The sequence below is a fragment of the Streptomyces sp. NPDC005070 genome (assembly GCF_053600395.1).
Genome location: NZ_JBSFZS010000018.1, coordinates 39078 through 62016, shown reverse-complemented (window position 1 = coordinate 62016; position 22939 = coordinate 39078). Strand labels below are relative to the sequence as shown.

At 72.3% G+C, this 22939-nt stretch carries 18 protein-coding genes; 7 read left to right on the top strand and 11 right to left on the bottom strand.

Going from position 1 to position 22939, the window contains the following annotated elements:
- Positions 1–135 precede the first annotated feature (135 nt).
- Entirely contained in the window at positions 136–1899 is a 1764-nt protein-coding gene (gene aspS, locus ACWEBX_RS09080) for an aspartate--tRNA ligase (RefSeq protein ID WP_451884246.1), read from the top strand.
- A gap of 139 nt (positions 1900–2038) precedes the next feature.
- Positions 2039–2965 (top strand): intradiol ring-cleavage dioxygenase, encoded by a 927-nt coding sequence (locus ACWEBX_RS09075; protein WP_451884245.1) that lies wholly within the window; start codon positions 2039–2041, stop codon positions 2963–2965.
- A gap of 111 nt (positions 2966–3076) precedes the next feature.
- On the opposite strand, the gene ACWEBX_RS09070 is transcribed toward ACWEBX_RS09075, so the two are convergent.
- From ACWEBX_RS09070 to ACWEBX_RS09045, 6 genes are all read right to left on the bottom strand, one after another.
- Positions 3077–3553, bottom strand: coding sequence for a hypothetical protein (locus ACWEBX_RS09070; protein WP_451884244.1), 477 nt, complete (start codon positions 3551–3553; stop codon positions 3077–3079).
- 175 nt (positions 3554–3728) lie between these two features.
- A complete protein-coding gene (locus ACWEBX_RS09065) occupies positions 3729–6824 on the bottom strand; it encodes an FG-GAP repeat domain-containing protein (protein ID WP_451884243.1) in 3096 nt (1031 codons plus the stop codon).
- A gap of 109 nt (positions 6825–6933) precedes the next feature.
- Positions 6934–8661 (bottom strand): methionine--tRNA ligase, encoded by a 1728-nt coding sequence (gene metG / locus ACWEBX_RS09060; RefSeq protein ID WP_451884242.1) that lies wholly within the window; start codon positions 8659–8661, stop codon positions 6934–6936.
- Between the two features lie 163 nt (positions 8662–8824).
- Positions 8825–10591: a VWA domain-containing protein gene (locus ACWEBX_RS09055; RefSeq protein ID WP_451884241.1), complete on the bottom strand. Its 1767-nt coding sequence runs from the start codon at positions 10589–10591 to the stop codon at positions 8825–8827.
- Positions 10592–10834: 243 nt separating this feature from the next.
- Complete coding sequence (locus tag ACWEBX_RS09050) at positions 10835–12769, bottom strand: FUSC family protein (RefSeq protein ID WP_451884240.1); 1935 nt, start codon at positions 12767–12769, stop codon at positions 10835–10837.
- A 135-nt stretch (positions 12770–12904) separates the two neighbouring features.
- On the bottom strand, positions 12905–13804 hold the full coding sequence (locus tag ACWEBX_RS09045; RefSeq protein WP_451884239.1) for a hypothetical protein: 900 nt from the start codon (positions 13802–13804) through the stop codon (positions 12905–12907).
- A 189-nt stretch (positions 13805–13993) separates the two neighbouring features.
- Here ACWEBX_RS09045 and ACWEBX_RS09040 point away from each other — a divergent pair, with 189 nt between their 5' ends.
- Positions 13994–14545 (top strand): SH3 domain-containing protein, encoded by a 552-nt coding sequence (locus tag ACWEBX_RS09040; RefSeq protein ID WP_451884238.1) that lies wholly within the window; start codon positions 13994–13996, stop codon positions 14543–14545.
- Between the two features lie 69 nt (positions 14546–14614).
- Here the strand turns inward: ACWEBX_RS09040 and ACWEBX_RS09035 are convergent, their stop codons facing one another.
- Positions 14615–15052, bottom strand: a complete 438-nt coding sequence (locus ACWEBX_RS09035) for a hypothetical protein (RefSeq protein WP_451884237.1) — start codon at positions 15050–15052, stop codon at positions 14615–14617.
- A 180-nt stretch (positions 15053–15232) separates the two neighbouring features.
- Between ACWEBX_RS09035 and ACWEBX_RS09030 the strand changes: the two genes are divergently transcribed.
- The 3 genes from ACWEBX_RS09030 to ACWEBX_RS09020 all read left to right on the top strand — a co-directional run bounded on the left by ACWEBX_RS09030 (position 15233) and on the right by ACWEBX_RS09020 (position 18542).
- Positions 15233–15871, top strand: coding sequence for an NAD(P)-dependent oxidoreductase (locus tag ACWEBX_RS09030; protein ID WP_355768400.1), 639 nt, complete (start codon positions 15233–15235; stop codon positions 15869–15871).
- Positions 15872–15899: 28 nt separating this feature from the next.
- Positions 15900–17093 (top strand): PP2C family protein-serine/threonine phosphatase, encoded by a 1194-nt coding sequence (locus ACWEBX_RS09025; RefSeq protein WP_451884236.1) that lies wholly within the window; start codon positions 15900–15902, stop codon positions 17091–17093.
- A 168-nt stretch (positions 17094–17261) separates the two neighbouring features.
- Positions 17262–18542, top strand: coding sequence for a hypothetical protein (locus ACWEBX_RS09020; RefSeq protein WP_451884235.1), 1281 nt, complete (start codon positions 17262–17264; stop codon positions 18540–18542).
- A 21-nt stretch (positions 18543–18563) separates the two neighbouring features.
- Here the strand turns inward: ACWEBX_RS09020 and ACWEBX_RS09015 are convergent, their stop codons facing one another.
- Both ACWEBX_RS09015 and ACWEBX_RS09010 read right to left on the bottom strand, forming a co-directional pair.
- Positions 18564–19811 carry an amidohydrolase gene (locus tag ACWEBX_RS09015; protein ID WP_451884234.1) on the bottom strand — a complete coding sequence of 416 codons (1248 nt, stop codon included), beginning with the start codon at positions 19809–19811 and terminating at the stop codon, positions 18564–18566.
- 72 nt (positions 19812–19883) lie between these two features.
- The gene (locus ACWEBX_RS09010; RefSeq protein WP_451884233.1) at positions 19884–20057 is read right to left on the bottom strand and encodes a hypothetical protein; all 174 of its coding nucleotides are present in this window, start codon (positions 20055–20057) and stop codon (positions 19884–19886) included.
- 150 nt (positions 20058–20207) lie between these two features.
- Between ACWEBX_RS09010 and ACWEBX_RS09005 the strand changes: the two genes are divergently transcribed.
- A complete protein-coding gene (locus ACWEBX_RS09005) occupies positions 20208–21551 on the top strand; it encodes a helix-turn-helix domain-containing protein (RefSeq protein ID WP_451884232.1) in 1344 nt (447 codons plus the stop codon).
- Between the two features lie 21 nt (positions 21552–21572).
- Here ACWEBX_RS09005 and ACWEBX_RS09000 read toward each other — a convergent pair whose 3' ends face one another.
- A complete protein-coding gene (locus ACWEBX_RS09000; RefSeq protein ID WP_451884231.1) occupies positions 21573–22322 on the bottom strand; it encodes a hypothetical protein in 750 nt (249 codons plus the stop codon).
- Entirely contained in the window at positions 22312–22869 is a 558-nt protein-coding gene (locus ACWEBX_RS08995; protein WP_384790505.1) for a SigE family RNA polymerase sigma factor, read from the bottom strand. The genes ACWEBX_RS09000 and ACWEBX_RS08995 overlap by 11 nt, the downstream gene beginning before the upstream one ends.
- Positions 22870–22939: the final 70 nt, after the last annotated feature.

Sequence of the window (22939 nt, the reverse complement as noted above, 5' to 3'; positions counted from 1 at the left end):
GACATCGGTGCCTGCCACCGATGTCCGGCGCGGCGCGGAGCGCCTAATGAGGGGGAGCCGACGTGGGCTGCCCGGTACCCTGGGGGTGTTTCACGTGAAACAGCCCCCCAATCCGCGAAGACTGGATGAACCTCGATGCATCGGTACAGGTCCCACACCTGCGGCGAGCTCCGCGCCTCTGACGTCGGCAGCGACGTCCGGCTGAGCGGCTGGCTGCACAATCGCCGAGACCTGGGCGGCATCCTCTTCATCGATCTGCGCGACCACTACGGCATCACGCAGCTCGTCGCCCGCCCCGGCACCCCCGCCTACGAGGCCCTCGACAAGGTCTCCAAGGAATCGACCGTCCGTGTCGACGGCAAGGTCGTCTCGCGCGGCACGGAGAACGTGAACCCGGAGCTGCCGACCGGTGAGGTCGAGGTCGAGGTGAGCGAGGTCGAGCTGCTCGGCGCCGCCCAGCCGCTTCCCTTCACGATCAACGCCGAGGACGGTGTCAACGAGGAGCGTCGCCTGGAGTACCGCTTCCTCGACCTGCGCCGTGAGCGCATGCACCGCAACATCCTGCTGCGTACGGCCGTGATCTCCGCGATCCGTCACAAGATGACGACGCTGGGCTTCAACGAGATGGCCACCCCGATCCTCAGCGCCACCTCCCCCGAGGGCGCGCGCGACTTCGTGGTCCCTTCCCGGCTGAACCCCGGCAAGTTCTACGCGCTTCCGCAGGCGCCGCAGCAGTTCAAGCAGCTCCTGATGATCTCCGGGTTCGACCGCTACTTCCAGATCGCGCCCTGCTTCCGCGACGAGGACGCCCGCGCGGACCGTTCGCCGGGCGAGTTCTACCAGCTCGACGTGGAGATGTCCTTCGTCGAGCAGGAGGACGTCTTCCAGCCGATCGAGAAGCTCATGACGGAGCTGTTCGAGGAGTTCGGCGGTGACCGTCACGTCACCTCGCCCTTCCCGCGTATCCCGTTCCGCGAGTCGATGCTGAAGTACGGCTCCGACAAGCCGGACCTGCGCGCCCAGCTCGAGCTCGTCGACATCACCGACATCTTCGAGGGCTCCGAGTTCAAGGCCTTCGCCGGCAAGCACGTGCGCGCGCTGCCGGTGCCGGACGTGTCCGGTCAGTCGCGGAAGTTCTTCGACGGTCTCGGTGACTACGCGGTCGAGCAGGGCGCGAAGGGCCTGGCCTGGGTGCGCGTGGGCGAGGACGGTTCGCTGACCGGCCCGATCGCCAAGTTCCTCACCGAGGAGAACGTCGCCGAGCTGACCAAGCGCCTCTCCCTGGCGGCCGGTCACGCGGTGTTCTTCGGCGCGGGCGAGTTCGACGAGGTCTCGAAGATCATGGGCGCGGTGCGGGTCGAGGCCGCGAAGCGCTCGGGCAACTTCGAGGAGAACGTCTTCCGCTTCTGCTGGATCGTCGACTTCCCGATGTACGAGAAGGACGAGGACACCGGCAAGATCGACTTCTCGCACAACCCGTTCTCGATGCCGCAGGGCGGTCTGGAGGCCCTGGAGACCCAGGACCCGCTGGACATCCTCGGCTGGCAGTACGACATCGTCTGCAACGGCGTCGAGCTGTCCTCCGGCGCGATCCGCAACCACGAGCCCGAGATCATGCTCAAGGCCTTCGAGATCGCGGGCTACGACCGGGAGACCGTCGAGGAGCAGTTCGCCGGCATGCTGCGCGCCTTCCGCTTCGGCGCCCCGCCGCACGGCGGGATCGCCCCGGGTGTCGACCGCATCGTCATGCTGCTCGCGGACGAGCCGAACATCCGCGAGACGATCGCGTTCCCGCTCAACGGCAACGCGCAGGACCTGATGATGGGCGCGCCCACGGAGCTGGACGAGACCCGGCTGCGCGAGCTGCACCTCTCGGTCCGCAAGCCGCAGCCGAAGTAGGCAGGCTCCGCGTCCCCTGGGGGTGACGCACACAGAAGTGGCCCGGAACCAGCGATGGTTCCGGGCCATTCTCGTGTGGCGGGTGAAAACACAGCCCGCACCCATGCTGCTGACAGGTCGGCTTCCTACCGTCCCGCGCATGACTGAGAACCAGGAACCAACGCACGAAGGGCACATGACCCGGCGCAGGGTCGTCGTCGCGGGTGGAATGGCCGTGGCGGCCGTGGGTGTGGGCGGCGCGGCCGCCGTGAACGCGTTAGCCGCGACGCAGGACACGACGACGGCCGCGTCCCGTGCGGAGACCTGTTACACGCTGACCTCGGAGACCACCGAGGGCCCCTACTACATCGACGCGGACAAGATCCGCCGGGACATCACCGAGGACCAGGAGGGTGTCCCCCTGACCCTCGTGCTGAAGGTGATCGACGCCGAGACCTGCAAGCCGGTCAGGAACGCGGCGGTGGACATCTGGCACTGCTCGGCGCTGGGCGTGTACTCCGGCTACGAGGGGATGAGCAACGGCGGCGGTGGGGGCGGCGGCCCGACCGGTGAGCCCCCGACCGGCACGCCGACCGGCGAACCCCCGTCCGGTCCTCCCCCCGGAGGCGGCGGCGGCCATGCCGAGCCCACCGACGACAAGCGGTATCTGCGCGGCACCTGGAAGACCGACCGGCACGGCCACGTCACCTTCAGGACCGTCTTCCCCGGCTGGTACCAGGGCCGTTGCGTCCACATCCATGTGAAGGTCCATGTGGACGGCACCTGGACCGACGCGGGCTACGAGGGCGGCCGCACCTGTCACACGGGCCAGCTCTTCTTCTCGGAGAAGTCGGTCCTGGCGTCGGCCGAGGTCGCCCCGTACTCCACGAGCACGGTCACCCGCACGACGCTGGACGAGGACACGATCTACCCGGGCAACGGGCACGAGGGCGGGCTGCTGTACCTCGCGTACGACAAGAGGCACTTCGCCCGGGGCGTCCACGCCCGCCTGACGATGGGCGTCGCCCGGGACGAGACCCACGACACCACCGACACCGCGCCGAGCCCGTCGGCCACTTCGTCCTGACCCCGCGGCCCCAAGGGTCGGGGCACAACGGTTCCGGGCCCTTCGCCCCCTGACGGGCAAAGGGCCCGGAACACGGGTGTGCGGCAGGCCGGCCCGTGAAGGGGGGCGTGCTCAGGTGTCGTACGTGCCGTTCCACGGTTCGGAGAAGCCGAGGCCGTCCGGGTACAGCTCGGCCCAGCCCTCGCCGTCGTCCACGCCCGTCACCAGGCCGAACCGGACGCCGTCGACGGTGATCTGGAACGGACGTATCGCGATGTCCGTGTACGAGCGCCGGGGCAGACTGCGGAGCAGTTTCGCCAGGTGGACGCGGGCGCGGGAGAGCACCGAGTATTCGCCCCGGGCAGCTCGTTGCTGTTCGGCCCAGGTGCCGGCGCACCAGACCTCCGAGTCGAGGTAGTGGCCCTCGGCGTCGAAGGTGTGGAGAACTGTGTACAGGCGTTTGTGCTCTTCCCAGCCGTCGTCGGGGCGGAACCCTTCGGGGAAGGCGTACGTGATCGACGCCAGGAACTGACCGTCCGCGTACCGGCCGATGGTCTCGGTGCGGTGCTTCGGTTCGTAGGCGATCGGAATGACCTCGGGGACTGCCATGGCGGAAACCATACGGGTGGCCGGGGGGCTTGTGATGCCGGGGTCCATTACGGATCGGCAGCACTGGACAGAGAGTGGCTTTCCCGGCTCTTTGCCGGGCTCTCACCTGGTCTTGGGCGACGAAAAGGGGGCACAGGACGGGTCGTCCGTGCCCCCTCTTCCAAGGCGAGCAGCCTCAGGAGATCGAGCGGTATCCGCTCCAACCGGTGGCTATTTTCGTGCGGCCGCCGAACGACCCCTTGCCGTCCCCGTTGTTGCGGTACAGGTTGCCGCCGGTGTCCCGGGAGACGAGGTCGGCCCTGCCGTCGTCGGTGATGTCACCGACGACCACCACGGCGTTGTAGGAGCCGCCCCAGTCGCCGAACACCTTCACTCGGGCGGCGAAGGTTCCGTCCCCCTTGCCGTTGTAGCGGTAGAGGGTGTTGGACGTGTCCTGGGCGAGCAGGTCGCCGACGCCGTCGCCATTGAGGTCACCGGCCCCGACGATCTTCTTGTAGCCCTTCCAGGCGTCGTAGAGCTTCACGCGGGCCGACAGGGTGCCCGTGCTCGTCCCCTTGTAGAGGTAGACGGTCCCGGTGGACGCGACACGCGCGATCAGGTCGGGCCGGCCGTCGCCGCTCACGTCGCCGGGCGAGGTCAGGACGTCGTACTGCGTCCAGCCGCTGCTCGCGAGCGTGGTGTACGACGTCTTCGGGGTGACCGCCGCGCCGCAGCGCGGCTTGTACGCCCGCAGGGCGCCGCTGCTCAGCCGGACGAGGACGTCGTTGCAGCGGTCCCCGTTGAGGTCGCCGAACGGCACGGCCTTGATGCTGGTGGCCCAGCCGGAACCGCTGATCTTGTCGCCGAACTTTCCGGTGCCGGTGCCCGACTGGAAGGTCAGGCCGCCGGACGAGTTCAGGGTGAGGAGGTCGCCGCGGCCGTCCGGTCCCTCCGGGCTGGAGAAGTCGTGCCGCACCGGCGCGCCTCCCTGGAGGAAGCCCTCCCCGGTCGCCACGGTGACCGCCGAGGCGGTGCCGGTGCCGGTGCCCTTGAGGGTCCAGGTGAAGTGCCCGTTGGGGAAACGGGTGTTGTCGACCGTCGTGCCGGACCAGTCCGTGGACACCCAGGCGGTGGACGCGCCTTCGGTGACCGTGCGGGTGGCCTTGCCCTTCGCGCCGCTTTGGACGGAGGTGAAGGTCACCGACCAGGAGGTGACGGGCCGTGACAGCAGCCAGAAGCCGTGGAAGGGCATGCCTCCGTCGACGTAGGACGGAGTGTCGCTCTCGAAGACCGTCACGGCCGACGGCGTGACACCGGTCCCGGCGATGTGGGTCCGCTCGTACAGATCGGTCCAGGCCACCAGACCCGTGTACTCGTCCACGGTCCACTTGAAGCGGCGGTCCATGGCGAGGCCGGTATCGGGGACCTCGGTCGCGAGCACGCGGCCGGCGCCGGTGACCGCGTCCGTCAGCACCAGGGTGCCCGCGGCGCGGTCGTGGCGGACGGTGAAGCCGTCGCCGAGGAGCACGTCGCCGCCGCTCACCGCACGCGAGGCGGCCGCCTTGGTGTCGTACACGCCGGCCGAGCCACCGACGCACTCCCAGTACACCCAGCGGCCCGCCGCCTGGAGTTCGCTCGGCACGCAGGACATGCCGGGAACGGTCACCGTGGCGAGGGTCTTGTCCTCGGTCAGGCTGTACGAGGTGAGCTTGCCGGTCGTCGAGGCGCTCCAGAGGGTCGAGCCGTTCAGCGCGGCGGCGCGCACCGACCGCTTCAGCTTCTGTCCCTGGCCGAACTCGCCGATGTACTGCATGGGGGCCGAGCCGCCCGAGTTGTAGACGGCGTAGTCGTCGGAGACGTCGACGATCGCGCCGCCCGCGGTGTGGAACTCCAGTGGGTTGTAGCCGATCGTGACGAGCCGGTCCGCGTTGGACAGGCCGCTGCCGCCCTCGTCACCGTCGTAGTAGGTGTCGAGGTAGACGTCCCTGGGCCCGTTGCTGTAGTTGCCCCACATCGCCGAGCAGGTGGTGCCGGCGTACGGGCACTCGGGGCTGACCGAACCGCTCTCCGTGGCGGCGGTCGCCGTCAACTGGCCGCCGACGCTGCCGATGGTGCGCCACGAGGTGGTGTCGGAGGTGCTGGAGGGGTTGTCCTCGGCCACGCGGAGGTGGCCCCGGCTGAGCGCCAGGCCGGTCTTGGCGTTCTCCGTCGCCGGGATCTGGGCGAGCTGCGCCAGGCCGGGCGTGCCGTCGGCGGCCTCGGTGAAGCGCCGCACCCACCAGTCGCTCGCGCCGCTGCCGCCGGTGACGAGGGCGGCGCCGCCGGACGCGCGGAGCACGTACGCCCCCGCCTTGGCCGCCGGGGTCTGGGAGGATCCGTCCTTCAGGGAGACGGCCCGCAGCTCGCTGGTGCCGGTGCCGGTGTGCAGCGGGAGCAGCAGCCAGTCGCCGGAGAGCACCGGCGCGCCGTCGAGCTGGACACCGGGCGCGGGCAGGTCGATCACCTGCTCGTCGGCGTCGGGGTCCGTGCGGGGCTTGACGTGCAGGTTGCCGCCGGCCGCGTCGTACCAGCCGATCCGGTCGTCGCTGAGGACGGTGTTCGGCCGTGCGTCCATGCCGGAGAAGGCCCTGGTGGCGGTGGCCGTCGCGAGGTCGAGGTAGTACAGGTAGCTGTCGACCTTGAACAGCACGCCGCGCGCGTCGGCGGCCATGACCGCGCCCGAGGTGATCCGCATGCTGTTGGGCGAGATGGCGCGGGAGCGCCAGGCGCCGTCGACGAGGTCGTGCACCGACCACTCGGTGAGGACCGTCCGGCCGGCGAGCCCCCGGTACGCCTCGTCCGAGGCGAACGACGTCGTCGTCCGGGTCGCCGGGTCCCACAGGGCGACGGAGCCGGACGACGGCAGCGCGACCAGGTCGGCGTCGCTGCCGTACCAGGCGGTGGGGCAGGTCGACGAGCCGAGGTTCGCGCAGACACCCGTGGGCGCGTACACGCCGTCGGCGGTCCGGACGACCGTGCTCGTGCCGGCGGCGTAGTCCGTCCACAGCAGCCCGGTGATCCCGGTCTGCCGGTGCAGGAAGCCGCTCGCCCCGGCCACCAGCGGGCGGTCGGCGCGCGGCTGGGTGCCGACCGGATCGGTCAGGGTGATCTCGGAGGTGGACCCGGCCGGTGCGGCCGGGTCCGCCGAGGCGCCGCTCTGCGGCAGAACGGCGATGGCCGCTGCCGCTACGGCGACCGCGAAGGAGGAGACGGCGGCGGCAAGGCCGCGCCGTCTCGGGGCGTGTCTGCCCACGTGCGAAGTCCCTCCCCGCGAGGGCGCTCGCCCTCGCCAAGTGAGCGGACTTTACCAGCCCTTTTACCGCCCTTGACGGGCGGGTGGGCCGCTGCGCGCGGGGGCTCCCTCAGCCCTGCTGCTCGCCGCCGAAGCGCTCCTTGTACGACTCCAGGTCCTCGTCCGTGATCTTGGCGAAGAGGACCGGGGGCACGGTGAAGGGGGTGCCGGCGGGGAGGAAGGACAGGGCGCGGGCCTCGTCGGCGCTCACCCAGGTCGCCGTGTCGTCCGCGAGGGCGAAGGCGGAGCGCATCGCGCGGGCGGACGCCGGGATGAAGGGCTCCGAGACCACCGAGTACAGGTGGATCAGGTTCATCGCCGTGCGCAGCGTCAGGGCCGCGCCCTCCGGGCTGGTCTTGATCTCCAGCCAGGGGGCCTTCTCCTCCAGGTAGGAGTTGCCCGCGGACCACAGGGCGCGCAGCGCGGCGGCCGCCTTGCGGAACTGGAGGGCCTCCATCTGGGTCTCGTACTCCGCGAGCAGGGCCGCGATCTCGGTGCCCAGCTTCGCCTCGGCCTCGCCGGCCTCCGCACCCGCGGGGACCTCCTCGCCGAAGCGCTTCTTGGAGAAGGACAGCACGCGGTTGACGAAGTTGCCGAGGGTGTCGGCCAGGTCCTTGTTCACCGTGGTGGTGAAGTGCTCCCAGGTGAACGAGGAGTCGTCCGACTCGGGGGCGTTGGCGATGAGGAAGTAGCGCCAGTAGTCGGCGGGCAGGATGTCCAGCGCCTGGTCCGTGAAGACACCGCGCTTCTGGGACGTGGAGAACTTCCCGCCGTAGTACGTCAGCCAGTTGAAGGCCTTGACGTAGTCGACCTTCTTCCACGGCTCGCGCACGCCCAGCTCGGTGGCCGGGAACATCACGGTGTGGAAGGGGACGTTGTCCTTCGCCATGAACTGCGTGTAGCGGACCGGGTTCTCGCCGGAGTCCGCGTCGTACCACCAGGACTTCCAGTCGCGGTTCTCCGTGTCCTGGTCCGACCACTCCTTCGTCGCGCCGATGTACTCGATCGGGGCGTCGAACCAGACGTAGAAGACCTTGCCCTCCGCCGCCAGCTCCGGCCACGTGTCGGCCGGGACCGGGACGCCCCAGTCCAGGTCACGGGTGATCGCGCGGTCGTGCAGGCCCTCGGTCAGCCACTTGCGGGCGATGGAGGAGGCGAGCTGCGGCCACTCCGACTCGTGGCGGGCCACCCACTCCTCGACCTCGTGCTGGAGCTTCGACTGCAGGAGGAACAGGTGCTTCGTCTCGCGGACCTCCAGGTCCGTCGAGCCGGAGATCGCCGAACGCGGGTTGATCAGGTCCGTGGGGTCGAGGACGCGCGTGCAGTTCTCGCACTGGTCGCCGCGGGCCTTGTCGTAACCGCAGTGCGGGCAGGTGCCCTCGACGTAACGGTCGGGGAGGAACCGGCCGTCCGTCGGCGAGTACACCTGACGGATCGCGCGCTCCTCGATGAAGCCGTTCTCGTTCAGGCGGCGCGCGAAGTGCTGGGTGATGTCGCGGTTCTCCGGGCTGGAGCTGCGGCCGAAGTAGTCGAAGGCCAGCTCGAAGCCGTCGTACACGGCCTTCTGCGCGTCGTGCGCCTGCGCGCAGAACTCGGCGACCGGCAGACCGCGCTCCTTGGCCGCGAGCTCGGCGGGGGTGCCGTGCTCGTCCGTCGCGCAGATGTACAGGACGTCGTGGCCGCGCTGGCGGAGGTACCGGGAGTACACGTCCGCCGGGAGCATGGACCCCACCATGTTGCCCAGGTGCTTGATCCCGTTGATGTACGGAAGGGCGCTGGTGATGAGGTGTCGAGCCATCGCGGGCTGCTCCCAGGTCGCTACGTGGGGCGACGATCGCGTCCGGTTTCCGGTGGGCCGGTCGTCGCCGGTGAACCTTGAAATCGTAGCCGACATGGGTGGGCCGCCCGCTTCCCGTTTTAAGGCGTGGGAAGGGGGCGGCCCGGGGTGCTGCTCGGACGGGTTACGGGCGCCAGTTCTCCAGCACGCCGTCGTAGACCTCGACGTCGGTCAACTCACGCGGGGCCGGACCCGCGTGGAAGAAGGCCGTATTCCCGGTCTTCAGCTTGCGCAGGTAGTCGAAGGCCTTGTTGTCGTGCTCGCCGAAGGCGACGAACGAGAAGAAGACACCCGGGTGGTCCTTCGCCGCGTCCGTGAGGGACTGGGTGGCGGGGGTCTTGGCGTCCGGGGCGCCGTCCGTCTGGAAGATCACCAGGGCCGGGTCGGTGGAGCCGGACCGCTGGTGGTGGGTGACCACTTCCTCCACGGCGACGTGGTAGCTCGTACGGCCCATGCGGCCGAGGCCGGCGTGCAGGTCGTCGACCTTGTTCTCGTGCTCGGCGAGCGTGAGGGTGCCGGTGCCGTCCAGCTCGGTGGAGAAGAAGACGACGTGGACCGTCGCGGCCGGGTCCAGGTGGGCGGCGAGGGCCAGGGCCTGCTCGCCGAGGGCCTGGGCGGAGCCGTCCTTGTAGTAGGCGCGCATGGACGAGGAGCGGTCGAGGACCAGGTAGACCTTGGCGTGCTTGCCGGTGAGGTCGTGCTTCTGGAGGGCGGTGCCGGCTTCCTGGTACGCCGTGACCAGGGCCGGGGCCTCGGCCCTGACGTGGTCGAGTGCGTCCGGCTCCGCCGTGGTCACCGGCTCCGTCTCGACCTGGGTCACGGGCTCGGCCTCGGTGACCGGCTCCGTCTCGGCCTCGGCCACGGGCTCCGCCTCGACCTCGACCTCGACCTCGACCTCGACCTCGGCCTCGGCCACGGGCTCGGCCTCGGTCACCGGCTCCGCCTCGGGCTCGGCCTCAGTGACCGGCTCGGGCTCGTCCGTGGCTTCCGCCTCGGCTTCGCCTTCGGCGCGGTCGTTCCCACCCGCACCACCCGTGCTGCTTTCGTCGTCGGCTGCGGGTGCCTCCTGTGGGGCCTCGCCGCCGTCGGCGACCGCGGGCTCGTCCACCTGCACGGCCTCGACGACCGGCTCCGCCTCCGCCTCGACGGCGGCGACGGGCTCGGCCTCAGCGGCCGGCTCGGACTCCGCGGCGGCTTCCGCCTCGGCCTCGGGGGCGGCCTCGGTCTCGACCTCGGCCTCGACGGTGGCGACGGGCTCGGCGTCAGCGGTCGGCTCGGCCTCGGGCGCAGCCTCAGCCTCGGCCTCGGCCTCGGGGGCGGCCTCGGTCTCTGCGACCGGCTCGGTCTCCACCTCGGGGGCAGCTTCCGCCACCACGGCGGGCGCAGCCTCGGGCTCGGGCTCGGTGACCGGCTCGGCCTCCTGCTCCGCGGGGGCCTCTGCTTCGGGGGCGGCTTCCGTCTCGGCGACGGGCTCCGCCTCGGGGGCGGCCTCGACCTCGGCCTCCGCGGTCGGCTCCGCGGCAGCTTCTTCCGCGACCTCGGCCTCAGCGGTCGGCTCGGCCTCGGCCTCGGGCTCGACCTCGGGGGTCGGGGTCTTCTGGCTGGTGGGTTCCGCCGGAGGCGTTTGCCTGGGGACCGTTACGTTGTCGAAGGCGGCCGACACCAGTTCGTCGACCACGGAGGGTTCGGGCTCGGAGGCGGGTGCCGGGATTCTCGGCTCGGCCTCCGGTGCTGAGGTGGAGGCCGGCTCGGCCTCGGGGGAATGTGTCGGCTCCGCGGCGGGAGCCGGGACCGTCGCGGTCGACGTGGCCTCTCGCGAGGTCTCCGCGTCAGCGTCACGACCCTTGCGTGAGCGGCCGAACGCATTCCGCAGGAGAGTGAGAATGCCCATGTGCGCAACCCTTCGCGTGAGTTGATCCCGTCAATCCCTGGCCAGGACGGACACGTAAGGTTAGCGGCCATAGATGGTGATCTTCGGCAGGGGCGGCGCTCCGGACAACCGTCGCGTCAACCCCCCTACAGCGCCCACGGGTTCACTTTCCTACCATGGTGATTTGTCGGAATTCCGAGTTCCGTCCGTCCCGCGCGTGGAGCCGGGACGATGGCCGAATAGTCGGTGCCGACGCCTCCCGTGTCAATGCGGTGAGGTGATCGCCCTCGCTGCCGCGACCTCCTGTCGCACCGGTTCGAGGACGCTGCCCGCGGGCCCGGTGAGATCGGTGCGGACGGCGAAGAGCACATCCGTCTCGCGCAAACCCTCGGACAGCTCCCGGAGCTGGCGGGCGATGGTGGAGATCTCGGCGGCGGACGGCTCGGCCGCACCCTGTCTGACCCGGACCCGGGCGGCGGTCGTGGCGTCCACGATCCGCTCGACGGCGACGACGAGCGGCATCCAGGCCGCGGCGCGGCGCCCGTTCGGCGGCGGTTCGGTCAGCGCGCGCTGGAACTCCGTACGGATGGAGGACAGGTCGCGGTACAGCCGGCGCCTGCTGCGGGCGCGGGCCGCGGGCTCCGCGGCGTCCCCGAAGGCCAGCTCGACATAGCCGGCGGTGTCGGCGACCGCGTCCGCGAGCCGGTCGCCGACCCGGGCGTGCCAGCTCTCCGGCCAGAGCAGATATCCGGCCACCAGGGCGATGCCGCAGCCGACCAGGGAGTCGACCAGCCGGGGGACGATGAGCCCGGTTCCCTGGTGGTTGAGGATGTCGGACAGCAGCAGGATCACCGGGGTGATGGCGGCGGTCTGGTAGCCGTAGCCGCGCGGGGTCAGGGCCGGGATGAGCGCGCCGAGCGCCATCAGCACGGGCACGTCCCACCAGCCGCGCGGTACCAGCGTCAGCACGGTCGCCGCGACCACGAGGCCCGCGACCGTGCCGAGGGCGCGCAGCAGGGCCCGGGAGAAGACGGAGCCGTAGTCGGGCTTCATGACGAAGGTGATGGTGAGCGCGACCCAGTAGGAGCGCGGTACTTCCACGGTCGAGACGAGCACCTGGGCGAGGCCGATGCACAGGGCGAGGCGGGTGCCGTAGCGCCAGGATGCCGCCGACAGAAGGACGTTGCGGGTGGCTCGGGCGGCGCGGACACGCAGCGCGGCGGGCCGGCCGAGGCGGTCGTCGAGGACGTACGGGTCCGGGGACCGGTCGGTCACGACACGGGCGGCGTGCCGCAGGGCGTGGTCGACGGCGCGCGCGGTCTCGTCGGCCGGGGCGGGCAGCCGCAGTTCGAGGGGGTCGGTGCCGCCGGTCTCGACGGTGTCGGCGAGCAGGCTCACGGCGGCGGGGATCGCGGCGGGCAGCGGCTCACCCCGCTGGTGGGCGGCGGGCGCGGCCTCGACGACGGGGGTGACGGCGTTGAGCTGGGCGAGCAGCCGGACGAGGTCGGGGCTGCGGCCGTGGTGGAAGGCGCGCCGGGCGAGGACGAGGTCGTACGACTCGTTCAGGGACTGGGTCACGGCGAGGCGGAGGCGGCCGTAGTCGTCGGTGCCGCTCGCGGCGAGCAGGTCGGCGACGGTGCGGTAGGTGCCCGCGACGGCGGACCGTTCCGGCACTCCCGAGCGCAGCGGCCAGGCGAGCAGGGTCAGCGCGAGGACGAGGAGTCCGCCGCCGGCCATCAGTAGCGGGGCGAGCCACCAGGCGCCGGGCAGCGGAAGTCCGGCGCCGATCACGCAGTTGAGGAGCAGCAGCAGTCCGGTGACGGAGGCGACGGCGCCGATCGACGAGATCATCCCGGAGACCAGCGCGACCACGGTCACCGTCACGACAGCGGTCCAGCCGTGCCCGTAGACCGCCGCGCCGATCGTGACGCCGATCGCGCCGAAGAGCTGGGGGACGGCGATGTTGAAGATCCGCATGCGGTACGCGTCGGCGGTGTCGCCGATGACTCCGGACAGCGCGCCCATGGAGGCGAGGGCGCCGTACGCGGGCTGTCCGCAGGCGAGGCCGACGGCGAGGGGGAGTGCCAGGGCGACGCCGGCGCGGGCGGTGGCGGCCCGGTTGACGGGGGCCCGCTGCGGCCGGAGGTTCCTGACCAGCCAGTCGGGAGGGGTGAGGCCGATGGGGAACTCGCGGGACATGCCCCAAGTATGGCGGTTTCCCCGGAGCGGCCCCGGGGACGGTCGCGCACGGTGGAGGGCGACTTCGCGCGCAGGCGCGCGGTGCGCGGTCGGGCTCCCCCGTGGCGCGTGGTCAGGCTCCCCCGTGGTACGCGGTCAGGCTCCCACGTGGGTCGACTGGTCCGCCGGAGTCTGCGCGGGGGCTTCGGCCGGCCGTCGGCGGCGGGCGTACGCGCGGGCGAGGGCGGCGGTCAGAGCCACCGTCAGACCCACGGCCAGCAGCAGCCAGCTCACGAACCGGAGGGTCTCGGTGAGGGCGTCGTACACCGCGCCCGCGGCGGTGCGTGACACGTCGGGCGGCAGGTCGTCGAGGGTGAGCCGGCGGCCCACGACGATCGCGGCACCGAGCAGCGCGGCGCCCAGAGCGACGCCGAGGCCCGTCGCGAGGACCGCCCGGCGGCGGCGCACGGCGATGACGATGCCGGTCGCCGCGAAGACGACCGACGCCGACGGGAGCCAGAATCCGGCGACTTCGAGCACGTGGAACCCCTTCCGGAGCCGGGCCAGGTCCTCGGCCTCAAGCACGGTGATCTCGGTGTGCTCGACCGGGATCCGGGCGGCCAACGGCATGTGGTCGTCGGCGAGCCGGCGTTTGACCTGCTCGGTGATGGGCGCGAGATCGACGGTCACCGCGCCCTCGTGGTCCTCGCGCAGCGCCCGCATCACGGCTTCGTGCGCGGCCAGGTTGGCGGTCTCCCACGCCGTGCGGTAGGCCTCGGTCTCGGTGAACGAGCGCACGGCGTCCCGCACGAAGTGGTTCACCGGCCCCTGGAGCCGCGGCCGTACGTGGACCTCGCGCAGGATGTCGTCGGTGACGCCGGCCGCGATGGCGTCCCGAACGTCCTCGTCGGCGGCGAGGGGCGCCATGGTGGCCTCGTACCGCTCGGAGTCGCCGAGGCCGTACGTCGCCCACGCCGACAGCGCGCCGAGCGGCGCGAGGAGGCAGGCGAGCGCGATCAGCACGGCCGACAGGGCGCTCCGGGCACGAGGGGACACGTCTTCAGGCAAGGCCTCCCGGACCCCGTACGCGACCGGGCCGCCTGCAAATGGGCGCATAGGACAAGCCGTACGGGGAGCCCCCACGCATCGGACGCACGCTTCCCTTGGGCCCCATGGGTTCTGGCCGTTCGGGTGGAGCCCTCACCCGAACGGGTGTTTCCTGGATCTGGGGAGAAGGAGGCCGATATGCGCACCACCCCAGCTCCGCGGATTCTTGCCGCGGCCCTGCTCAGCGGCGGTGTACTGACCGCCCTGGCCGCCGGTCCCACCATGGCGGCGACCGAGTCGGCGCACACCGGCGACGGCTCCGGCAGTTCGGTCCGCGGCACCGTCATCTCCAGCGGTGAGATGAACCTGCGGCTTCAGCCCAGCACCGCCTCGCCCGTCGTCGGCTCGCTTCCCTCGGGCAGCCAGGACCGCGTGGAGTGCGCGGTGAACGGGCAGAGCGTGTCCGGCACCACCGTCTGGTACTGGCTCGTCGGCGCCCATGCCTGGGCCAGCGCGGCGTTCGTCTCCACCGACGGCCAGTGGGTGCCGAGTTGCTCGGACCCGTGCCCCGACCAGAAGGACGGGACCTGGCACAACGCGCACTGGGACAACGACCGGAACCCCGGCAACGACCCCGGCTGGAGCGTGAGCGCCTCCGGCTCCTGGACCTTCACCGTCTCCAGCGCGTGGAGCTGGACCGTCTCCGGCTCCTCCTCGAACTCCTGGGACTGGGTCCCAGGTGGCAGGTGAGTAGGTGAGTGAGGGAGACGCATGAGGCCCCGGCACTGCGCCGGGGCCTCATGTGCTTGCTGTTCGCGCCTACTTGCTCGCCCTGCCCTCCGCGTCCTCGTGCGTGTAGTAGCGGTAGAAGGCCACCGCGTACACGCCCACCGCCACCGGCAGCGACATGAACACGGACCGCAGGACGGTCGCGTCGGTCTGGCTGTACAGGAAACCGAACGCGCAGCCCGCGAACACGGCCCACACCAGCGCGTGCGTCTCGCGCCGCATCAGCGGAGCCACGGTCCGTGCGGCCACGTAGGCCGCCGCGAACGCGATGGCGCACACGAAGCCGAACAGCACGTTCCAGCCCGTGATCGCACCGGCGTCCCGGTTGATGGCGGCGGCCCAGTAGCCGTAGACGAGTCCGCCGGCGACGGGTAGGGCCCACTGCGCGATCGTGTGGGTCTGTGCCCCGAAGACATCGGACGATCCGGATGTACCTGGTGTCCCTGACACGGGTGCGGCTTGAGCCATGGAAGGACTCCTCTCTGCTCGCCCCCGCCTTCCAGGTCACACCTCGCCGCAGCCCCTGGCAACTCGGGGTCGAACCCTCCCCAGGCGCCTCCAGGTCGCCCCGCCCGCATCCCCCACGGCACCCCTTTCCCCCGCTGTGCCGGGATGCGGTGATCATGGTCGCGTGCTTCGCTGAGGTGCATGAAGCTCGTACTCTTCGGTGCCACCGGCATGGTCGGCAGCCGTATCGCCACGGAGGCGTCGGCGCGCGGACACCAGGTCGTCGCGGTCAGCCGCTCCGGGCAGTCCCCGGTCCCCGGGGTCGCCGCGACGGCGGCGGACGCCTCGGACGCGGCGAAGGTCGCCGAGCTGGTGGCCGGCGCGGACGCGGTGGGGTCGGCGTGCGTCCCGCCCCGGGACGGCTCGGATCCCCGCGAACCCTTCCTGGCCCTCAACCACTCCCTGGTGGAGGGTGTCCGCTCGGCCGGGGTGCACCGGCTCGTGATCGTCGGCGGGGCGGGCACCCTGGAGGTCGCGCCCGGCGAGGCCGCCTGCGACCAGCCGGACTTCCCCGAGGCCTACCTGCCCGAGGCACTCGCCCACCGCGACGCCCTCACCTACCTGCGCAGCGACGTCGACGACCTCGACTGGACCTACATCTCGCCCGCCGCCGAGATCGCCCCCGGCGAACGCACGGGCGAGTTCAGGATCGGCGGCGACCGCATGCTCACCGACGCGGGCGGCCAGAGCCGCATCAGCGCCGAGGACTACGCGATGGCCTTCGTGGACCAGCTCGAGATGCCCGTCCACCCGCACGGCCGTATGTCCGTCGCCTACTGAGAAAACGAGACGGAGGCGGAACGGGGAGGTGGCCGCCCGGAGATCCGTACGCGAGCGGCTCCGGCACGCCCTGCGGCCCCGCCCCGGGCTGCCGGACGCCCTGCAGCGGTCGACGCCGCTGCGGTTGCACGGACACAGCGTGGCCTGGCTGCCCCCGCTGCTGCTCCTCCTCGGCATCGCGCTGCTCGACGCCAACACCTCCGGCCGGTTCCGGATCATCTCCTGGCTCGTGCTCGTTCCGGTCATCGCCGCGGCGATCTGCGGAGTCCTCGGCACGGTGGTGTTCGCCGGGCTGTCGCTGCTCGCCTACGGCGTCATCGACGCGTCCTGGCCACACCGGTACCAGAACGGCCTGCCCGATTTCGTTCTCGTCGTGGCCGGCAGCGCCCTCGCGGCCCTCGCCTGCTCCGTGCGGCTGCGCGCCGAGCGCCAGATGCTGCACATGCGGGACGTCGCCGAGACGACCCGGCGCACCGTGCTGCGCCCGATGCCCCCGGGCTGGGGCGGCCTCGACCACGCGGCCGTCTACCTCGCCGCCGACAGCGAGGCCCGGGTCGGCGGCGACTTCTACGACATCCAGCCCGGCCGGCACGGCACCCGCCTGCTGCTCGGAGACGTCCAGGGGAAGGGCCTGGCGGCGGTCGAGGCGGCGGCCTCGCTGCTCGGCACCTTCCGCGAGACGGCGTACCACGAGCCGGTGCTCACCACGGTCGCCGGGCGGCTGGAGGTGCGGATGCTGCGGCACAACGGCTACCGCGTGGCGCTCGGCAGCGACGACGGCGACCGTTTCGCGACCGGAGTCCTGGTCGCCTTCCCCGAGGACACCCCGGCCACGGTGGAGGTCATCAACTTCGGCCACGAACCACCGCTCGTGGTCACTCCGGACGGGGTGCGGAGCCTGCCTCCCGGCGACGGACTCCCGCTCGGCATGGGCGATCTGGCCTCCGCGCCGCCACCGGTGCTCCGCGTCCCCCTCGCCCTCGGGGAGACGCTGCTCATGGTCACCGACGGGGTGACCGAGGCCCGCGACGCGGCGGGCGTCTTCTTCCCGCTCCGCGACACCCTCACCAAGGCGCTGGCACGGGACCCGCGCACCGCCGACCCGCACCGGCTCGTCCGGTGGGTGCGCGACGGCACACTGGACCACTGCGGCGGACGGCTCGGCGACGACACCACGATCTTCGCCGTGCGCCGCCGGGCGGCCGACGGCCGGCGGATGTAGCCGGGGCCGCGGACACGGACTCCGGGAGGCCCGGACGCGGACACCGCGGACCCCGGACACGGGCTCCCGGTCCCTGGGCCGGGCGGGGGCGTTCGTCTCTTCGCGTCCCCTCTTTGCAGGCGCAGCCGTTACGGTGCTGAGGTGTCCGAACGATGGGGGAGAGAATCTGTGCCCGGAACCGTGCTGCTCCTCGCCGCCTCACCCGTGGGCAAGGGGTGTCTGGTGGACGCGGCTTCCGTGCTCCCCGTGCTCGCCGCCGTCGCCCCGCCGGTGCTGTCGGGAACCGACACGGCGAACGTCGTCGAACTGGCCGACCCGCTGGAGCCGCAGGGCGTGCTGACCCGGCTGCGCGCGGCGGCGACGGCGCCCGGACCGCTGACCATGTTCGTGACGGGACAGCTCCAACTCGACCGCCGCCAGCGGCTTCCGCACCTCGCGCTGGCCCGCACCACCCCGGCGACGGTCCGCTACACGGCCTTCCCCTGGCGCTGGATCGCCGACGAACTGCGGCTGCGCCCACCGGGTTCGACGACCGTCTTCGTCGACCTGCACGCGGACGCGGACGCCTGGGAGTTCCTCGCCGGGCGCCCCCTCACGGCGGGCCCGTCGACCGAGCTGTACGGGCGCGTCGCCCCGCCGCCGTCCCGTCGTACGGTGGCACAGCCGGCGTACATGAGAGCCGTCGCCACCCTGCTCCGCAGCGGCCACCGGCCACACCCCGCGCAACTCCACCAGCAGGCCCTGACGAGGGCGTCGGGCGAGGAGAGTGCCCGGCAGGGGGCGACGGACCTCGTGCTCGCGCCCGGACAGTCCTGGGCCGGGCAACCATGGCCTCCCGCGCCGGAGTTCACGACGGTCACGGCTCCGCCGCCGGAGTTCGCGTCTGTCACGGCTCCGCCGCGCACGCCCGCCTCGCCGGCTGCACCCGCCGCCGCGCCCGCGCCCCCGCCGGTTCCCCCGGCCGCCCCGCCCGCGCCACCCGTGGCGGTCCCCGGCCAGACGGAGCGGCGAGCCGGTTCACCGTCCCCCGATCCGCACGGGGAGATCACCGCGGCGGTCCGCGACGGCCGTCACGAGGACGCCCTCGCGCTGGCGGCGCGGTCGGAGCGGGAGGCGCTGCGGACGCACGGGCACGGCTCCGAGCAGGCGCTGCACTGGATGGAGGTACGGGCCGACCTGGCGATGCTCGCGGGGGACGCGGAGCGGAGCTGCCGCGGCTGGCTGGCCCTCGCCGCGACCCGGCTGGACGGGGGACAGGCGCCGGGCGCCCCGGAGGTGGAGTCGGCCGTGGACCGCGCCCATCACCAGTGGGGCCGTATCGCCGATCCGGCGCGGGCCCGCGAACTCGGGGCGGAACTGGCCCGGTTGAGGCAGCGTGTGCCCGGACGCCGGGAGGGCGCGCTGGACCATGTCCGGCGCCAGCTCAGCCAGTTGCAGACCCAGGCCTGAGCGGCGCCGGTCCGGGGGAGTTCAGGCCCCGGCCGCCAGCGAGGCGAGCGCCCCCGACACCAGGGTCCGCACACCCGGAGCGACCGTGGACAGGTCGGGGGCGAAGTGCGGACTGTGGTTGCTGGGCACGGCGGCGAGCCGGATCATGAGGTCGTCGGCGCCCGGGGCCGCGTTCCAGACGTCGGCGGGCGTGCTGGTCACGAACCAGTAGGAGTAGGGGATGCGGCCGTCCGCGAGCCGCGGGAAGTCCTCGCTGCCCATGGCCGGACCGGGGTCGAGGATCGTCCCGGCACCGAAGACCTCCCCGTGCACGGCGGTGATACGGCGGTCGGTGCCGGCGTCGTTGACGGTCATCGGGAAGTCGTTGCCGACGGTGACCGTGGGCTCGGCCGGGCAGCCGGCCGCCGAGCACTCGCCCGCCGCCACGCGCCGCACGGCGGCGATCATCCGTTCCCGCACGTCCGGCGACTGCGTCCGCAGGTTCAGGGCGATCCGGGCCTCGGACGGGATGATGTTGTGCCGGGTGCCCGCCTCGATCCGTCCCACCGTCAGCACGGCGGAATCCCGGGCCGCGATCTCCCGGCTGACGACCGTCTGGAGCCGCGTCACGATGTACGCGGCGGTCACCACCGGGTCGACGGTCGCCTCGGGCCGCGAGCCGTGCCCGCCCCGGCCGTGCACGACGATGTCGATGTCGGTCGAGGCGGACATGATCAGGCCCGGGGAGTGCGCGTAGAGCCCGGCGGGGCCGGGCGCCACGTGCTGGGCGAGCAGGACGTCGGCCACCGGGAAGCGTTCGTGGAGACCGTCCGCGACCATGCGGGCCGCGCCCTCGCCGGTCTCCTCGGCGGGCTGCCCGACCAGCACCAGCGTGCCGGACCAGGTGTCCCGTCCGGCGGCGAGCGCCTGTGCCGCGCCGGTGAGCCAGGTGACGTGCAGATCGTGGCCGCAGGCGTGCATGACCCCGGCCGTCTCCGAGGCGTACGGCAGCCCGGTCTCCTCGGTGACGGGCAGCGCGTCCATGTCGGCGCGCAGCAGGACGGTCGGCCCGTCCCCGTTGCGCAGGACGCCGACGACGCCCGTACCGCCCACGCCCTCGGTCGTGTCGTATCCGGCCTCGCGCAGCCGCTCCGCGAGGAGGGCGGCCGTACGGTGTTCGCGCAGCGACAGTTCGGGATGCCGGTGCAGATCCCGGTAGAAGTCCTCCAGGGCGGGGACCGGGAGGTCGGCGGTGAGGTCCAGCGCGGTACGAGCGGCGGTAGAGGTCACCGGGTCAGCGTAGGCGCCCTGTTCTCGCCGTACGGGGGATTCGCCGGTGCCGGGCGCCCGCGGGAGAGGACGTCACCGGCCCGCGGAGAGTCCCTGGTGACCGGTCGTGTGCGTGACGGTGTGGGCCGCGGGGGCCTGGTCGGCCGCTCTCGCGGGGCCGACGTTCGCCGCCGTGACCAGCGCGGCGACCGCGATGACGGCGGCGAGAAGCCCTCTGGAGTAGCGCGCGGAAATACGTCGGAGCACGGTGACCTCGCAACAACAGCGGCGTATTAAGCATGCTTAATCCGGCACTTAACGTAGAGGCTCCCGGGCGCACATCGCAAGAGGGTCCCGAAGTCGGACAGTAGTCAAAAGCCGGACCGGCTCGACTCGGCTTGATGGCATGCTTGACCCATGGCGGAGCGGGACGACCCTGAGATCATCGGGCGCAGGGTGCAACGGCTGCGTACAGAACGTGGATTGACGCAGAAACAGCTCGCGGAGCCCGTGTACACGCCCGCGTACATCTCCACGCTGGAGGCCGGCCGGGTCCGGGCGTCCGAGCCCGCGCTGCGGCACATAGCCGGCCGGCTCGGCGTCGCGTACGAGGAGCTGGCGACCGGACGGCCCGCCCACCTCGCCACCGACCTGCGGCTGCGGCTGACGGACGCGCAGCGCACGCTCTCCACCGGAGAGGCCGAGGTGGCCGCCGAGGTCTACGCCGTTCTGCTCGCGGAGGCGGAGGCCCACGGGCTGGTCGCCGAACAGGCGGCGGCGCTTCTCGGACTCGGTGAATGCGCCCTGGACACCGGGGATCTGGAGACGGCGCAGCGGCGCTTCGAGGAGTCGGAGCAGCGGCTGGGGGACGCGCCGCTGACGCAGCGGGTGCCCGCCGTGCGGGGCCGGGCGGTCTCCCACTATCTCGCCGGTGAACTCCGTTACGCCTGCTACCTGTTCGAGTCCACCCTCGACGAGCTCAACCGGACGGGCCTGCACGATCCCGAGGCGCTGCTCCTCCTCTACACGGGAGTCATAGCGCCCTACATGGACATGGGCGCGCATGCCCGGGCCGCCCAGGCAGCCGAGTTCGCGCTCGCTCTCGCGCCGCAGGTCCAGGACCCGGCGCTGGTGGCGCGGATGCACCGGTCGGTGGCGCGGACGATGATCGCCGAGGGGCGGATCGCCGAGGCCGACGCCTCCCTCGCCAAGGCCGCCGAGCTCTACCGCCAGCTCCAGATCCGCACCGAGCTCGCCAACTGCCACTGGATGCGCGGGTATCTGTACGCGCAGAACGGCGAACTGGAGCGTGCGGAGGGTGAGTTGCGCGAGGCGCAGGCCATGCTCTCCGCGAAGCGGGCCGCGCTCTACACCAGCCAGGTCGCGGTGGAACTGGCCGACGTGCTGCACCGGCGCGGCAGGTCCGACGAGGCGGACGAACTGCTGCGGCAGGTGCTCGGCGACCTGAACTCCGAGCGGGGCGCCATCCACGCGGCCGCCGCGCACCGCCTGCTCGGGATCATCGCGGAGGACGCCCGGGACACCGAGGCGGCCGAGGAGCACTATGTGCGGGCGATGAGCCTGCTGGAGCGGGCGGGCGCGGCGGGCGACCTGGCGGACCTGTGCCGGCTGCTCGGCGACCTGCTGCGGCGCACCGGCCGGGTGGAGGCGGCCCTGGACGCCTACCGCACAGGCCTGGGCCACCGCACCGCCCCGGGCACGACGACCCTCGGACCCGCCCCGGCCCAGCCGCCCCTCTGAGGGCACGGGCGGCGGGCCGCGCTAGCCGCCCGAGGTTCCCGAGTTCGAGGTCCCGGAGCCGGCCGTTGTGCCGGTGACCGTGCCCGAGGTGGTGGCCGCGTCCGCGCCCGCTGTCGCCTTACCCCTGTTCGCCGCCGAGGAGGCCGAGGCGTTGGCCGACGGCCGGATCTCGACCACCGCGCCCGGTGCGAGCCGGTCGTACAGCAGCTTGGCATCGGTCATGTCCAGACCGATCCAGCCGTTGTCGGGGTCGGAGATGCCCTTGTCGCCGACCGCCATGGAGCCGACGTAGTCCGTCGTGCCGTCGGGCCGGGCCAGCTTGACCACCCAGGAGGCGTTGAAGGAGTAGCCGCCGTCGAGGCCGACCGTCTTGCCGGAGACCCTCATGGTGGCCTCCTTCCCGGCGACCGTCGTCCGGACCGCCGGCCCGTCCTCGGTCAGGTTGTCGCCGTGGAGCGTCAGCCGGTGGCCGGCGACCGAGATCACACGCCTGCCCAGGTCGATCGTGGCGTCCGGCGCCGTCACCGGCAGGCTCGGGGCGACGGTGGGGCTAGCGGCCGGCGGAGGCTCGTGCCGCGCCCCGCCGTCCGGGCCCAGCACCGCGACCAGGGCGAGGACGAGGGCGACGGAGACGCCGGCCGCGGCCACAGCCATTCGGCGGCGGCGTCGGCGGCCCGTCGCCCGGCCCCGGATCTCCGTCCCCGTCAGCGCCGGAGGCCTCTCCGCCTCGGTCGCCAACTCGCGCAGAGCGGTGGTGAGTTCATCGGACACGGTCGTCCTCCCTCTCCCCCTCGCCCGGCGCGCCCGCGAAGCCCGACGGACGCGCGGAGCCGGCCGGATCCGCCGAATCCTCCGAGAGCACCCGTGCCAGCGCCGCCCGGCCCCGAGCGAGCCGGGCCTTGACCGTGCCGACGGGGGCACCGGTTTCGGAGGCTACCTGCTCGACACTCAAGTCGCACAGATGGTGCAGAACGATCGCCATCCGCTGCGCCTCGGGGAGCGTGCGCAACGCGGCGACGAGCGCGGTGCGTTCGGGTCCCGGGCCCGGGGTGTGGTCGGCCGGCGGGGTGCGCCGCACCAGTTCCAGCCAGCGGCGGGCCCGGCGCCAGCGGCTCACCGCGAGCCGTGTCGCCACGGTCCGTATCCACGCCTCGGGAGCTCCGTCGGCGAGGAACTCGCGCCGCCGGTCCCAGGCGCGGACGAACGCCTCCTGGACGACGTCCTGCGCCTCGCCGTGATCCCCCGTGAACGCGTAGAGCTGGCCGGTCAGCCGGGGGAACGCGGTCGCGTAGAACGCGTCGAACTCTTCCTCGGTCATGCCCCCCGCCCGAATGTCCGCGCATTCTCCGGCCGTGTGCAACCAGGCCGGCCCCGCCGCGCGTACAGGT